This is a genomic window from Isoptericola haloaureus, from assembly GCF_036689775.1.
GTDB classification, from domain to species: Bacteria; Actinomycetota; Actinomycetes; order Actinomycetales; family Cellulomonadaceae; genus Isoptericola; species Isoptericola haloaureus.
Genome location: NZ_JBAGLP010000118.1, coordinates 956,165 through 968,055 on the forward strand (window position 1 = coordinate 956,165; position 11,891 = coordinate 968,055).

Consider the following 11,891-nt stretch of genomic DNA (forward strand, 5'->3'; position numbering starts at 1 on the left):
CGGCGAGTGTGGTGCACGGCGCCGGGTGCGGACGACGGACTCGGTCAGCCCGGAGAGGGTCAGCTCCGAAGCGGTCAGCCCGGAGCGGGTGGTCCCCCACCAGGATCCGCCCGCGACCCGGCGGCAGGGTCGGCCGGATGCGGGGACCGCCGGTAGCGCCGGCCGCTCGGGGACGTCCAGGTCGTGATCCCGGAGACCGGGTCGCGCACGACGTCCCACCCCCCGACCGTCTTGGCGCGGTGGTGCGTGCGGCACAGCGCGTGCAGGTTGTCCCCGGTCGTCTGCGGACGGTCGTCGGCCGCGTCGAAGGGCTCGATGTGGTCGAGGTCGGCGTGCCGGGCCGGCACCTGGCAGCCGGGGAACGTGCACGTGGCGTCCCGCGCGACGACGGCCGCGCGCAGCGCCCGTCCCGGTCGGTAGCTCCGGGACGAGGTGTCGGTGAGCACCCCCGTGACCGGGTCGGTGAGGATCCGCTGCCAGACGGCGTCCGGGTCGGTGGCGAGGGTGCGAGCCATCGCCGCCGGGATCGGACCGTGGCCGGCGAGGATCGCGGGCAGGTCGTCGGTGCCGAGCAGCGTGGACGCCGCGACGGTCACGTGCACACGAGCAGTGCCGGGCGCGCCGCCGGGCACGACCGCGCTCGAGGGCACGGCCCGGCCGCGGGCGTCGTCCGGGCCGTCGGTGCCGTCCGTGCTGCCGGCTGTTCCGGTGAGCAGAGCCACCATCGCGTCGGCTCGGCACTCGCCGAGGCCGCGCGCCTCCCCCGCCTCGCTCCGCGCACGTCGAGCCTGGTCGTCGATCCGCGCGAACGCCCGAGCGGCGTCGTCCGCGGGTAGGTACGCGGTGAGGTAGGCCATGGCGTCGTCGACCGGTTCGAGCGTCACGTGCCGGGCGCGCCGGGCGGACTCGTGGCGCTCGGCGGCACCCTCGGGATCCGCGGCGATCTCCGCACGGCGGATCCGGTCGCGGATCTGCCGGACGGTGAGGTGCTCGAGCTCGGGGCGCAGCTCCCGCACGACCTCGCGACGCCGGTCGTCGGGGAGCCGACCCGTCGCCACGAGCGCCTCGGCCTTGCGCCGGTCCACGGAGCCCTCGGCCAGGGCGTCGGCCACCTCCGGCAGGGTGTGCGCCCCGTGGGCGACCGTGACGTGCTGCTCGGCGACCGCGCGACTGAGACCGAGCCGGGCTGCGACCTCGTCGACGACGAACTCGTGCCGGGACGATCCCCTCGTCCGCTCCAGGGACTCGGCGAGCACCCGCGCCGACCCCGCCTGGGCCCAGGCCGCGAGCCGCTCCCACGCGGCCAACACTTCCACCAGGGACAGGTCGTCGAGGTCGGCAGGATCGAGAGCGGCGAGCCCGCGGGCGACCTCCGGGCCGGGCGGCGCGTCGAGCAGGGCGTGCAGCGGGGCGCCGTACGGCGGGCCGGGTGCGACGTCCGGCCCGGCGACCGGCGTCGGCCCCGGGGCAGGCAGCGAGGTAGGTGTCGCAGACGGCGCAGACGGCGTACCCGCGGCCGGTGCCGTGCTCACCGCCGCCGGTTCCCACCACAGCTCGGGGGCACGTCCGGGGCGCCGCGCCGATCCGCGGACCGGACCGATCACGCCGGCGACGGCGCCGACGGACCGGGCCATGAGCGACACGAGGGCACGCTCGACGCGGGTGCCGGCGCCGGGCGCCGGGTCCGCTGCGACCGGGGCACAGGCCGCAGCGGACCCCGAGGTCCGAGGTCGACGAGGCCCGACGGCGTGCCGCGCCGGGTGGGAAGCGTCGCTCTCGAACATGTGTTCGACACTACTGGCGGGCCGTGCGGGCCGCAAGGGGTGCGGCGAAGCCTGTGGAGAGCTCCCGCTCAGTCGAGCCCGAGCGCTCCGCTCAGTCGAGAACTCCGCTCAGTCGAGCCCGAGCGCCCCGGCCAGCACCCGGGCTCCGGGGGTCCGCTCCGCGGCCGGGACCGCCGCGAGCGCCTGCAGCTGCCACCCGATCCACGGGCTGAACGCCCACGGCGCCGAGGCCACGGCGGACCGCACCTGCGCCGCCGGCGCCCACACGTGCTCGGAGACCTCGTCCGGGTTCGGCGTCAGCCCGCCGTCGACGCGCGCGACGTACACCGGGCAGATCTCGTTCTCCACGACGCCCGAGGCGTCCACGGCGCGGTAGCGGAAGTCGGGCAGCACCACGGCGACGTCGGTGACGGCCCCGCCCAGCTCGTGCTCCGCGTGCCGCGCGATCGAGTCCTCGATCTCCTCGGTCCACCGCAGGTGGCCGCAGAACGAGTTCGTCCACACGCCGGGCCAGGTGCGCTTGACCAGCGCCCGGCGGGTGATCAGCAGGTTATCCGCGGCGTCGAGCAGGTAGCAGGAGAACGCCAGGTGCAGCGGCGTGTCCGTGGTGTGGACCTCGGCCCGCGGGAACGTGCCGGTCCGGTGGCCGGCGTCGTCGCAGAGGACGACGTGGTCGGCCGTGGTGGGGGCGTGCGTGGCACTCATCGGGTCATCGCCTTCGTCGTCCGGGTGTCCATGTCCTCGCTCAGTCGCAGCTCGTCGTCGTCCGCGGAGCGCCGCAGCGCGGTCGCCAGGCGGGCCGCCTCGGCGAACCCCGAGGGGCCGGCGTTCCAGGCGCCGAACCAGCCGGCGACGGAGACACCGTGCGACGGCCGCCGCACCACCTCCACCGCGTCGCCCGCGCCGAGCTCGCCGGTCTCCACGACCCGCAGGTACGCACCGGTGCGGTTGGCCTCGGTGAAGCGCCGCACCCACCGCTCGGGCGACCCGAGCCGCCGCGCGAACGTGGCGCAGGGGGTGCGCGGCTGCGTCACCTCGAGCACCGCCGTGCCGATCCGCCACCGCTCACCGATCAGGGCGCCGGAGACGTCGAGACCGCGGGTGCGCAGGTTCTCCCCGAACAGCCCCGGGGTCACGTCGCGGTCCAGCTCCTCGGCCCAGTAGCCGGCGTCCTCCTCGGCGTAGGCGTACACCGCCTGGTCCACGCCGCCGTGGTTCGCCCGGTCCGCCTGCACGTCCGCGTACAGGCCGAACCGTCCGGCACGCACGCGCCCGTCGACCGGTCGCTTGTCGATCGCCGTCACGCCTACGGTGCCGGGGTCGGGGTGCAGCTCGTGCACGCGGCACACGGCGAGGAGTTCAGCCATGGACGTCATGCTCCCACTGTTCCGGCGGCGTCGGGGCACCCGGACGGCCCCGACGTCGCCAGGACAGCAGGGCGTGGGCCCCCAGGATGACGAGCACCAGCCCGGCCGTGGCGACGAGCTGGGCGCGCGCCGCGTCGTCGGACAGCATGAGGGCGGCCAGGCCGACGAGCGACGCCAGGGTGAGCCAGGTCAGCCACGGGAACTCCCACATCCGCAGGCGCAGCGGCACCCCGGTGCGCCGCGCCTCGGCCTCCAGGTGCGGCCGCAGCCGCAGCTGGGAGACGGTGATGAGCAGCCAGACCACGAACAGGGCGGAGCCGACGGCGTTGAGCAGGACGGACAGCAGCACCTCCGGCAGCAGCCAGTTGAGCAGGACGGCCACGACGCCGAAGAACACCGACACCAGCACCGCCACCCACGGCACCTCGCGCCGGGACACCCGGGTCGCCACCGCCGGCGCGTCGCGGCGCTCGGCGAGGGAGAAGAGCATCCGCGAGGTCCCGTAGATCTGGGCGTTGAAGGCGCTGAGCAGCGCCAGGACGACGACGACCTCCATGAGCCGCGCGGCGCCGTCGAACCCGGCGAGCTCCAGGACCGCCACGAAGGGCGAGGTCAGGGCGTCGGCGTCGTCCCACGGCACCAGCGCCACGATGATCGCGACGGACCCGAGGTAGAAGACCAGGATGCGCCACAGGATGGTGCGGGTGGCGCGGGCGACGGCGTCGCGCGGGTCGCGGGCCTCGGCCGCGGCGATCGCCACGATCTCGATCCCGCCGAACGCGAAGGCGACGGCGAGCAGCCCGGCGGCGATGCCCGGCACGCCGGCGGGCGCGAAGCCGCCGTGCGTGGCCCAGTCGCCGAGCACGCTGCCGGCGACGGGGATCACGCCGAGGACGACGAGCAGGCCGACGGCGAGGAACGCCACGATGGCGGCGACCTTGACCAGGGCGAACCAGAACTCGGCCTCGCCGAACTGCCGCACCCCGACCAGGTTGATCCCGCCGAAGACGGCGACGACGACGCCGGCGACCACCCACTGCGGCACGGCCGGCCACCACGCGGTGACGATCTCGGCGACGCCGGTGACCTCCACGCCGAGGACCATGATCAGCATGAACCAGTAGAGCCACCCGAGCAGGAACCCGGCCCACCGGCCGAGCGCGACCTCGGCGTACACGGAGAACGACCCGGAGGCCGGCAGGGCGGAGGCCATCTCGGCGAGCATGCGCATGACGGCCACGACGATCGCGCCGGCGACGGCGTAGCTGATCAGCACCGCCGGGCCCGCGGTCGCGATCGCCTCGCCGGACCCCAGGAACAGGCCGGCGCCGATCGCGGAGCCGAGCCCCATCATCGTCAGGTGCCGGGGGCGCAGCCCGTGCGCCAGCGGCTCGTGCAGCGGCGCGACCGCCTCGTCGGGGCCGTCGTCGGGTGTCGTGGTCACCGGGTCACGCTAGCCCGCGTCCGACGACGGCGCCCCGACGGGCGGGACGGCCCCGGCGGCCGGCGCGGACCCGGCGGTCAGGACGGACCCCGCAGACGGCGCGATCCCGCGCAGGCACACCGCGACCGTGGCCTCGAGCACGTCGTCGACGTCGGCTCCGCCGAGGAGGTCGCCGGCGGCGAGCTGGACGACCCCGTGCACGGCGGCGAAGAGCACCGTCCCCAGCTCGTCCGCGTCGCCCTCGACCACCTCCCCGGCCCGCTGACCGGCGCGCAGGGTGTCGCGCAGCAGCTCCTGGCCGCGGCCGGCCTCGGCCCGGAGCGCCGCGGTGGCGTCGGGGTCGTGCTTGACGGCGTACATCACGGCGAGCAGGGCGGGGTTCGCGGTGGCGAAGTCGACGTAGGTGCGCGCCAGCCCCCGCAGCCGCTCCTGCCACGTGCCGCCGGTGGCGGCCAGCGCCGCGTCGAGCCGCTCGAACCCGCGCAACGCCAGGGCGTCGAGGAGCGTCTGCCGGTCGCGGAAGTGCCGGGCCGGGGCGCCGTGGCTGACGCCGAGGTCGCGGGCCAGGCCGCGCAGCGAGAGTCCGTCGACGCCGTCGTCGGCCAGCACCTCCTCCGCGCGGTCGAGCAGGGCGGCGCGCAGGTTGCCGTGGTGGTAGGTACCGGTCACGCCCTCAGGATAGCGTCGATGTAGGCGTTGACAACATTGGTAGGCGCTGCCTACATTGAGGAACCCCGGCACCTCGACCCAGGAGAACGCCATGACCCTCGACCTGCACGGCTCGTCCGCCGTGGTGACCGGCGCCAGCTCCGGCATCGGCGCCGTCGTCGCGGCCCGCCTCGCCGCCCGGGGCGCCGACCTCGTGCTCGTGGCCCGCCGGACCGACCGCCTCGAGGAGCTCGCGGCCCGGCTGCGCGCCGAGCACGGCGTCGAGGCCGACGTCGTCCCGGCCGACCTGCGCACGTCCGACGGCGTCACCGCGGTCGTCAAGGCCGCCCGGGCGGCCACGAAGCCGGTCGGCACCCTCGTGAACAACGCGGGGTTCGGCACCCACGGAGCCCTCCTGGAGGAGGACCCCGAGCGCATCGAGGACGAGGTCGCCCTCAACGTGGCGGCCCTGACCGACCTGACCCGCGCGCTGCTGCCCGACCTGGTCGCCCACGGCTCCGGGGCCGTGGTCAACGTAGCCAGCACGGCGGCGTTCCAGCCCGTCCCGCGCATGGCCGTCTACGGCGCGACCAAGGCCTACGTCCTCAGCTTCACCGAGGCGCTGTCGGTCGAGCTGCGCGGGACCGGCGTGCACGCGATCACGCTCTGCCCGGGCGCGACGCGCACGGAGTTCTTCGACGTCGTCGGGACCGAGGACGCCGCCGTCGGGCGCTTCCAGACCCCCGAGCAGGTCGCCGACACGCTCTTCCGCGCGCTGGACCGCCGTCGGCCGCCGGCCACGGTCGTGTCCGGCCGCGCGAACGCCCTGGCCGGCGCCGTGGTGGGCGCGCTGCCGCGCCGGGTGGTGCTCGCCGCGGCGTCCCGCCTCACGGCCGGCTGAAGCGAGCCGGAGCGGTCCGGCCGGTCCGGCCGGTCCGGCTGGTCCGGCTGGTCCGGCCGAGCCGGCCGAGCCGCTACCCCGTGGCGAGGTCGCGACGGCGGAACCCGACGAACCCGAGGACACCGAGCCCGACGGCGACCGCCCACAGGACCGCGACGTCACCGGCGTACGGCTCGCCGGAGAACACCTCGGGCACCCAGTCGAACGGCGAGACGCGGTAGACCCAGTCCGGCAGGTCGAAGACCTGGCCGAACATCCCGACGACGAAGGTGTAGGCCACCAGGGCCCACCCGATCCCGGTCAGGCGCGGTGCCCAGCCGTACAGCGCCAGGACCAGCCCGAGGAAGACGGCGAGCGCCGGCAGGTAGGTCCACACCACGACGGAGTAGTCGGAGAAGGTCTGATCGCCCCAGCCGGCGATCACGGCGCCGCCCCACAACGCGTAGACGCTGACGGCGAGCAGCACGGCCGTGCCCACCCCCGCGACCGCGGCCTGGGCACCGAGCCAGCGGTGCCGGGAGACCGGGTGGGAGAAGACGACCTCGGCGCGCCCCGAGGACTCCTCGGCCTTGGGCCGCTGCGCCATGACGACGGCGTAGGCCGCGCAGCAGACCGCGCCGTACAGCACCAGCACGCTGATGAACCCGACGGCGAGCTGGGACGGGTCGGCCCCGAAGAGCTGGGCGAGCATCGGGTTGTCGATGATCATGTCGCCGATCATGTCGCCGATGCCCGGGAGCATCGTGCCCGAGGCGAACCACATCAGCCCGAGGCCCAGGCAGCTCCACAGCAGCGCCCAGCGTTGCTGCAGCCACGCCATGGCGAGCGGGCCGCGCAGCGCGGGCCCGGCGTCCGCCCGACCGGCACGGGTCTCGACGAGGCTCCCGCCGAAGTCCCGCCGCGAGGCGAGGAGGGCGGCGACGACCAGCAGGACGGCGATCACGACGACGCTCAGGGCGATCGGCCACCAGCGCAGGTCGACGAAGGCGCGCATCTGCTGGGCCCACGCGATCGGCGAGAACCAGGACAGCGTCGACCCGCCGAGCTCGCGGATGTCCCCCACGGCCCGGACGACGAAGGCGACGGCGAACACCGCCAGGCTCGCGCCGGTCGCGGTGCGGGCGTGGCCGACCACCTGGCACACGACGAGAGCGACCGCTCCGAACACCATCGCGCTGAGCCCGGACCCGACGGTGAGCGCGAACGAGTCGGCCACGGCCAGGTCGCCGACCGCGACGAGAGCCCCGGCGGACAGCACGGCGATGACGGCCTGCGCGAGCACGAGCGTGACGACGGCCGCCACGGCCGGCGCATGGCGTCCGACGACGGCGGCCCGGACGAGCTCCGAGCGGTTCGACTCCTCCTCGGCGCGGGTGTGGCGCACGACGTGCAGGATCGACAGGATCGCGAGCGCCAGGACCATCCAGGTGATGCCCTCGTTCGACATCGCCACGCCGGTCGAGTAGTCCTCGAGGCCGTAGCCCGGCCCGCCCATGACGATCCCGACGGGGGTCTCCATGAGTGCCGCACGCCCCTGCATCGCGGCGGTGTCGTCGAAGAACAGGTTCAGCGCGAACGTGAAGTAGGTGTAGAAGAACACGACCGAGACGGCCCACACGGTCAGGCGCACCCGGTCCTGACGCAGCATGAAGCGGACGAGGGCCCCGGTGCCGGTCAGGGTGGCCCCCCGGGCCGGCTCGGCCCGGGCGCCCGGCGCCGTGGCCACCGCGGCGCTCATCGCGCACCCGCCTCGCTCGTCGTGGCTGCGGCGTGCCGACCGGCGCCGGGCCCCGAGCCCGTACCGGACCGGGAGCCTGCGCCGTCCGCGGCGCCGCCGTCGTCGGACGCTCCGTCGTCGGACACGTCGTCGCCGTAGTGGCGCAGGAACAGCTCCTCCAGCGACGGCGGCGCGGCGGTGAACGAGCGCACGCCGAGGCCGGACAGCGTCGTGAGCACGGCGCCCATCGCGGTGTTGTCGACGTCGAAGGTCAGCCGCGTGCCCTCGGGGTCGGTCGCTGCGACGGCGTCGTGCACCCCGTCGATCCGGGCCACCGCGGCCGGGTCGCCCTCCACGACGGCGGTGACGCTCGATCGTGTCAGGTGCCGGAGCTCGTCCAGCGTCCCGGACTCGACGGCCCGGCCGGCACGGATGATCGTCACCGTGTCGCAGACCTTCTCGACCTCGGACAGGATGTGGCTGCTCAGCAGCACCGAGGTGCCCTGCGCGGCGGCCTGGCGCACGTGCTCGGTGAAGACGGCCTCCATCAGGGGGTCGAGACCGGCGGTGGGCTCGTCGAGGATGAGCAGCGGCACCTCGGTGGCGAAGGCGGCCACGAGCGCGACCTTCTGCCGGTTGCCCTTGGAGTAGGTGCGGGCCTTCTTCGTCGGGTCGAGCTCGAACGCCTCCAGCAGGTCCTTCTTGCGGCGCGGGTCGGGCTTGCCCCGCAGCCGGGAGAGGAAGTCGATGGCCTCGCCGCCGGTGAGGTGGGGCCAGAGCGTCACGTCCCCGGGGACGTAGGCGAGCCGGCGGTGCAGGTCGACGGCGTCGCGCCACGGGTCGGCGCCGAACAGCCGGGCGTCGCCGGCCGTGGCGCGCAGCAGCCCGAGCAGCACCCGGATGGTGGTGGACTTCCCGGAGCCGTTGGGGCCGAGGAAGCCGGCGACCTCGCCCTCGGCCACGGTCAGGTCGAGGCCGTCCAGGGCGCGTGTGGGGCCGAAGTGCTTGTGCAGGTCGTGGATCTCGATCGGGGGCGCGTCGGCGCTCCGGGTGCCGGTCGGTGCGGTGCTGGTCATGGTTCCTCGCTCGGGGTCTCGGTGGCGGGTGCGTCGTCGGACTCGCCGTCCGCCGGGGGGTCGGAGAGGTAGAGCAGGTAGTCGTCGAGCATGCGGCGGCTGGTGAGGAACCCCTGGGCGAACATCTCGATCATCGGCAGGTAGTGCTCCGCCATGAACGTCCGCAACGTGGAGCCGAGGTTCTCGGAGTCCTCGGGCGGGTGGAGCGTCAGGGCCAGGGACAGTGTGCCGAGCGCGGACAGCACCAGGTAGCGGGCGCGGGCGTCCTCGTCGACGCTCGGCTTGGCGATCCCGTCGGCGACGGCCTCGCGGGTGTAGACCCGGGCGTCGTCGACCATGTGCTCCACGAACGCCCGGGCGACGTCGCCGCCGGCCTGCAGGGACCGCATCACGTAGCCGAGCAGAGGGGCGTACTCGTCGGACTCGGCGAGCACCTGCAACAGCTGACCGTCGGTGGCGCGGCCCATGTTCTGCCGCTTCGACTCCACGATCCAGGCGAGCACGTGCTCGTCGCACTCGCGGTGCAGGGCGTCCTTGGACCCGAAGTGGTGGATCACCAGGGCCGGGCTGACACCCGCGTCGGCGGCGATCGTGCGCACGGAGGTGGTGAACCCGGACCGCGCGAACCGCAGCACCGCGGCGTCGCGGATGCGGTCGCGGGTCGGGGCGGTCGCGTCGTCCGACGCCGGGCGCAGACCGTCCGTCGATCCGTGGGGAGCCGTCGTCGAACTCATGCTCACCAGACTAAACACGTGTTCAACCCTGGGCAAGAGGCGCCCCGATGGACTCTTGGATAGATGATCGTCTATATTGATGTCGATCGAATCAGCGACGAGGGAGAGCACGTTGACCACCACCGCCGAGGCGCCCGTCCGCGCCCGCCTGTCCACCCTCGACCGCTGGTTGCCGCTGTGGATCGGCCTGGCGATGGTCGCCGGTCTGCTGCTCGGACGGTTCGTCCCCGTGCTCGGCGACGCCCTGGAGGCGATGGAGGTCGGCGGCATCTCGGTGCCGATCGCGCTCGGGCTGCTGGTGATGATGTACCCGGTGCTCGCCAAGGTCCGCTACGACCGGGTCGCCGCGGTCACCGGCGACAAGCGGCTCCTCGTCAGCTCGCTGGTGCTCAACTGGCTCGTCGGGCCGGCCCTGATGTTCTCCCTCGCCTGGGTCTTCCTGCCCGACCTGCCCGAGTACCGCACCGGTCTGATCATCGTCGGCCTCGCCCGCTGCATCGCCATGGTCGTCATCTGGAACGACCTGGCCTGCGGCGACCGGGAGGCCGCCGCCGTGCTGGTGGCGATCAACTCGCTGTTCCAGGTCGTGATGTTCTCGGTGCTGGGGTACTTCTACCTGACCGTCCTGCCCGGCTGGCTCGGCCTCGACACCGCGGGCCTGGACGTCTCCGTCGGGCAGATCGCCCTCAACGTGCTCGTCTTCCTCGGCGTCCCGCTCGCCGCCGGCTTCGCCTCCCGGGCGATCGGCGAGCGCACCCGGGGACGCGACTGGTACGAGGAGCGGTTCGTCCCCCGCATCGGGCCCTGGGCGCTGTACGGCCTGCTGTTCACCATCGTGCTGCTGTTCGCCCTGCAGGGTGAGCAGGTCTCCGAGAATCCGGGCGACGTCGCCCGGATCGCCCTGCCGCTGCTCGCCTACTTCGCGATCATGTGGGGCCTCGGCATCGTCGTCGGCAAGGCACTCGGCCTGGGCTACGCCCGCACGGCCACGCTCGCGTTCACCGCGGCGGGCAACAACTTCGAGCTCGCCATCGCCGTCGCCGTCGCGACCTTCGGCGTCACCTCCGGCGAGGCGCTCGCCGGCGTCGTCGGGCCGCTCATCGAGGTCCCCGTGCTCGTGGGCCTCGTGTACGTCACCCTGTGGGTCGGACGCCGGTGGTTCGGCACCCTGCCCTCGGACGAGGAGGTCCGCTCATGACCGTCGCACCGTCAGCCGTCCCCGCCGACGGCCGCGCCCTCGGCCCCGACGTGGCCGTCGCGGTCGCCGGGGTGCTCAAGGCGCTCGCCGACCCCCTGCGCCTGCGCATGCTGTCCGCGATCGCCACCGCCCCGGGCGGCGAGGCCCACGTCGGCGACCTCGCCGAGCTGGCCGAGGTCTCCCAGCCCACGGTCTCCCACCACCTCAAGGTGCTGCGGGACGTCGGCGTGCTGCACGCCGAGCGGCGGGGCACCTCGGTGTTCTACCGGGTCGCCCCCGTGTACCGCACGGCCGTGACCACGCTGCTGGACCGGTTCGCCCCGGCCGTCGCGGACTCCGGACGGGTCGCCACGGCCGACGACCCGGGCGCCGGGCGGTGGACCGAGCTCCACGGCCTGGTCGACGTCGACCGCGAGCTCGGCCGGCTCGCCGAGTCCCTGGCCGAGCGCATCCCGGGTACCACCCAGGACGAGGCGCTGCGGGTCGTGCGCGAGTCGTACACCGCTCTGGCCCGCCGCGGCGGCATCCCCGTCCACCTCGTCGCGCTCACCGAGCACTTCGCCCGCCAGCGCCTGGCGGACGCCGCCAAGAACCGCACGATCGAGGCTCCCGGGTCCGACGCCGACCACCCGCCCCAGGTGCTGTTCGTCTGCGTCGGCAACGCCGGCCGCTCCCAGCTCGCCGCCGCGCTGCTGGCCCGGAGCGCCGGGGACCGCGTCGTGGTGCGCTCGGCCGGCTCCACGCCCGCGGGCGACGTGCACGACGTGGTCCGCCCGGTCCTCGAGGAGCTCGGCGCTCCGGACGACGTCTTCTTCCCCAAGCCGCTGACCGACGACGCCGTGCGCGCCGCCGACGTCGTCGTCACCATGGGCTGCGGGGACTCCGTGCCCGTGCTGCCCGGCACGCGGTACGAGGACTGGGTCGTGGGCGACCCGGCGCTGGCCTCACCGGCCGGCGTCCGGGCCATCCGCGCCGAGCTCGACGCCCGCGTCCACCGCCTGCTCGACGAGATTCTCTGAGAG

General features: G+C 74.4%; 11 protein-coding genes. 3 read left to right on the forward strand and 8 right to left on the reverse strand.

The features are described from left to right. Positions 1 to 74 precede the first annotated feature (74 nt). The 5 genes from V5O49_RS14550 to V5O49_RS14570 form a co-directional block, all read right to left on the reverse strand. The gene (locus tag V5O49_RS14550; protein WP_332902968.1) at positions 75 to 1,634 is read right to left on the reverse strand and encodes an HNH endonuclease signature motif containing protein; all 1,560 of its coding nucleotides are present in this window, start codon (positions 1,632 to 1,634) and stop codon (positions 75 to 77) included. A 258-nt stretch (positions 1,635 to 1,892) separates the two neighbouring features. Next, entirely contained in the window at positions 1,893 to 2,489 is a 597-nt protein-coding gene (gene idi, locus V5O49_RS14555) for an isopentenyl-diphosphate Delta-isomerase (protein WP_332902828.1), read from the reverse strand. After that, positions 2,486 to 3,151 carry an MOSC domain-containing protein gene (locus tag V5O49_RS14560; protein WP_332902829.1) on the reverse strand — a complete coding sequence of 222 codons (666 nt, stop codon included), beginning with the start codon at positions 3,149 to 3,151 and terminating at the stop codon, positions 2,486 to 2,488. The genes idi and V5O49_RS14560 overlap by 4 nt, the downstream gene beginning before the upstream one ends. Next, entirely contained in the window at positions 3,144 to 4,595 is a 1,452-nt protein-coding gene (locus tag V5O49_RS14565) for an amino acid permease (protein WP_332902830.1), read from the reverse strand. Before V5O49_RS14565 ends, V5O49_RS14560 begins: the two co-directional genes overlap by 8 nt. Before the next feature lie 9 nt (positions 4,596 to 4,604). Beyond that, on the reverse strand, positions 4,605 to 5,264 hold the full coding sequence (locus V5O49_RS14570; RefSeq protein ID WP_332902831.1) for a TetR/AcrR family transcriptional regulator: 660 nt from the start codon (positions 5,262 to 5,264) through the stop codon (positions 4,605 to 4,607). A gap of 91 nt (positions 5,265 to 5,355) precedes the next feature. Here V5O49_RS14570 and V5O49_RS14575 point away from each other — a divergent pair, with 91 nt between their 5' ends. Continuing rightward, the gene (locus V5O49_RS14575) at positions 5,356 to 6,144 is read left to right on the forward strand and encodes an SDR family NAD(P)-dependent oxidoreductase (RefSeq protein ID WP_332902832.1); all 789 of its coding nucleotides are present in this window, start codon (positions 5,356 to 5,358) and stop codon (positions 6,142 to 6,144) included. 73 nt (positions 6,145 to 6,217) lie between these two features. Here V5O49_RS14575 and V5O49_RS14580 read toward each other — a convergent pair whose 3' ends face one another. Genes V5O49_RS14580 through V5O49_RS14590 form a run of 3 tightly spaced genes read right to left on the reverse strand, consistent with a single transcriptional unit; the run spans position 6,218 to position 9,671 of the window. Then, positions 6,218 to 7,882 (reverse strand): ABC transporter permease, encoded by a 1,665-nt coding sequence (locus tag V5O49_RS14580; protein ID WP_332902833.1) that lies wholly within the window; start codon positions 7,880 to 7,882, stop codon positions 6,218 to 6,220. Beyond that, positions 7,879 to 8,937, reverse strand: coding sequence for an ABC transporter ATP-binding protein (locus tag V5O49_RS14585; protein ID WP_332902834.1), 1,059 nt, complete (start codon positions 8,935 to 8,937; stop codon positions 7,879 to 7,881). The genes V5O49_RS14580 and V5O49_RS14585 overlap by 4 nt, the downstream gene beginning before the upstream one ends. Next, positions 8,934 to 9,671 carry a TetR/AcrR family transcriptional regulator gene (locus V5O49_RS14590; RefSeq protein WP_332902835.1) on the reverse strand — a complete coding sequence of 246 codons (738 nt, stop codon included), beginning with the start codon at positions 9,669 to 9,671 and terminating at the stop codon, positions 8,934 to 8,936. The genes V5O49_RS14585 and V5O49_RS14590 overlap by 4 nt, the downstream gene beginning before the upstream one ends. 79 nt (positions 9,672 to 9,750) lie before the next feature. Between V5O49_RS14590 and arsB the strand changes: the two genes are divergently transcribed. Both arsB and V5O49_RS14600 read left to right on the forward strand, forming a co-directional pair. Continuing rightward, positions 9,751 to 10,869, forward strand: a complete 1,119-nt coding sequence (gene arsB / locus V5O49_RS14595; RefSeq protein ID WP_405001187.1) for an ACR3 family arsenite efflux transporter — start codon at positions 9,751 to 9,753, stop codon at positions 10,867 to 10,869. Beyond that, positions 10,866 to 11,888, forward strand: a complete 1,023-nt coding sequence (locus V5O49_RS14600) for a metalloregulator ArsR/SmtB family transcription factor (RefSeq protein WP_332902837.1) — start codon at positions 10,866 to 10,868, stop codon at positions 11,886 to 11,888. The genes arsB and V5O49_RS14600 overlap by 4 nt, the downstream gene beginning before the upstream one ends. Positions 11,889 to 11,891 lie beyond the last annotated feature (3 nt).

What these genes read in the sequence shown, in the direction of transcription:
- V5O49_RS14590 (WP_332902835.1), bottom strand. Translation starts at nt 9,671, where the DNA reads ATGAGTTCGACGACGGCTCCCCACGGATCGACGGACGGTCTGCGCCCG.
- V5O49_RS14580 (WP_332902833.1), bottom strand. Translation starts at nt 7,882, where the DNA reads ATGAGCGCCGCGGTGGCCACGGCGCCGGGCGCCCGGGCCGAGCCGGCC.
- V5O49_RS14585 (WP_332902834.1), bottom strand. Translation starts at nt 8,937, where the DNA reads ATGACCAGCACCGCACCGACCGGCACCCGGAGCGCCGACGCGCCCCCG.
- V5O49_RS14575 (WP_332902832.1), top strand. Translation starts at nt 5,356, where the DNA reads ATGACCCTCGACCTGCACGGCTCGTCCGCCGTGGTGACCGGCGCCAGC.
- idi (WP_332902828.1), bottom strand. Translation starts at nt 2,489, where the DNA reads ATGAGTGCCACGCACGCCCCCACCACGGCCGACCACGTCGTCCTCTGC.
- V5O49_RS14600 (WP_332902837.1), top strand. Translation starts at nt 10,866, where the DNA reads ATGACCGTCGCACCGTCAGCCGTCCCCGCCGACGGCCGCGCCCTCGGC.
- arsB (WP_405001187.1), top strand. Translation starts at nt 9,751, where the DNA reads ATGTCGATCGAATCAGCGACGAGGGAGAGCACGTTGACCACCACCGCC.
- V5O49_RS14560 (WP_332902829.1), bottom strand. Translation starts at nt 3,151, where the DNA reads ATGGCTGAACTCCTCGCCGTGTGCCGCGTGCACGAGCTGCACCCCGAC.
- V5O49_RS14550 (WP_332902968.1), bottom strand. Translation starts at nt 1,634, where the DNA reads ATGGCCCGGTCCGTCGGCGCCGTCGCCGGCGTGATCGGTCCGGTCCGC.